The 1,942-nt window shown below is 46.1% G+C and carries 1 protein-coding gene; it reads left to right on the top strand.

Annotation, left to right across the window (positions count from 1 at the left end; translation table 11 throughout):
• Positions 1–1,517, top strand: a 1,517-nt coding sequence (locus tag F6K49_RS44530; RefSeq protein ID WP_293108363.1) for an ABC transporter substrate-binding protein, incomplete at its 5' end; no start/stop codon positions are given.
• Between the last annotated feature and the right edge of the window lie 425 nt (positions 1,518–1,942).

Raw genomic sequence — 1,942 nt, forward strand, 5'->3', positions numbered from 1 at the left:
CCCCCCTTCAATCACCACACTACTCCCTGGCGGTGATTGAAGGGGGTAATTTTGGTTCTGTGCCTTCACCCGATGCTGTAGTTTTGTTTCAGGGTCAGCCAGCCCAAATCATCACTTGGAGTGAGTCCCGCCTGAGTGTGATTATGCCCCAAGTCAGGGGTGTTGGTGTCCTATTTGCTGTGATTGATGGTCAAACTACCAATACTCTTCCTTGGGAAGCCACTACCATTGATTTATTGGTGCGTGACATTATCCTAAATCCCCCATTACCAGTAGCAGGGGATTTAATTACATTAGAAGCAGATCTAATTAATCAAGGAAGTAGCCCAACCGGTTCTTTCCAAGTTGAATGGACTATCAACAATCTATCTGACCTTAGTCCCCATGGCACCTTACAACCGAATCAGCGATCGCAAGACAGCAGCATTCGTCATCAACTTAGGTTCAAGGCTGGGTTCCATATCATCCGCTTCACTGCTGATCCACAACAACAACTCCCCGATATCAACCCAAGCAACAGCACTTTTACCAAAAAGATTTGGGTCAAATCGCGCCAAGAGCTTACCATTGCTGATTTTCGTCCGATTAAGACCCTTGACCCTTTGCTGAACCCAACCCTAGGACCAGCGGATGTCTTGAGTCTGGTGTTCCGGGGTTTATGTCGTTTTAATTCCTTAGGTGGGTTGCTGGTTCCCGATCTTGCGGTCAAGTGGAAGCTAGAAACTGTAGACAAAATTACTACAATCCTTTATTTCCAGCTTCATGACAACCTACGTTTCCACGATGGCACCCCTCTAACCGTTGCTGATGTTGAGTTCACTTATCAGGTACTACGGAAAATTGACTCACCCTGGCGCAAACTGGTTTTGACAAGCATCAGGGATATCAAAGTCGTAGATCAAAAAACCATTGCGTTTACATTACAGTCTGCCCCCCAAAGGTTACCCTCGCAATCCCATCGCCTCAGGGAAATTGATTCAATTGAGCCTAGGGATTCCCATCCCTTAGCAATCGACCCACGCCCGGTAGCTAAACCTCCTATTCATCCCCAACTTTTAACCGTGGGAATTGTACCGCGCCATGGTTATGGTACAGAACACTTTGGGATAAAGCCGATTGGCACTGGACCATTCCAAGTTGAGACCTTCGGTTCTAGTGGCATCCAGTTGAGTGCTTTTCCAGACTATTGGCAAGGCACACCACGATTTGATCATATTTTCATTTCGGTCATCTGTGATCACAACCAGCTGCTCGATATGGTGCTAAGCCATAAGGTCAGTGCAGCAGTAATACCCTACTCAAAAGACCTGGCCAAGACCTTGAGGGAAAACAAAGAATTGACTGTCGTGCCTCTTACCCAATCTCAGCCACAGTTACTACAAGTACAATCGACTAGGATTCAGGAGCGGATGCCCAATCCTTTCAATACAAACTGGAATGCTCATCTGTGGTATAGCACTTCTGAATCGGGTGAGGTACAAAGTTTTGGGTTGGAGGGAGTCGGGAGTCGGGATTAGGGAATCGGGAATCGGGAGTCGGGAGTAGCAATGCAGTGCGCTCTTGGGAACCCAGATAACTATGAGAAACGCTATATAAGGTTAAGGGTTATTATCGCTCCTGCTTGGATTTATATAACGTACAAAATCAAAAGCCCACAAGTCAAGTCTACCGGATTTCACTTTAAAATTTGCTAATCTGTTGAGGTGCAAATAAGCTAAAAAACGATCAGAGTGTCCAAGAGCTGTATTATTTTGAATGTTGCTTTAGCTTGAGCTTATTTTGATGGGAATGCCATGACTAACTTGCCTGAGCCTCTGCCACCCAATCAGCCTGAACATAGTAACAACGGTACCGCCAAGAACTCAGCCAATGGTAATTCACCACCATCTCCTCCCCAAACTCAAGAGGAGCAACATTTATCTACCCTGCCGTTGTCAAACCT

Source organism: Moorena sp. SIO3I6 (assembly GCF_010672095.1).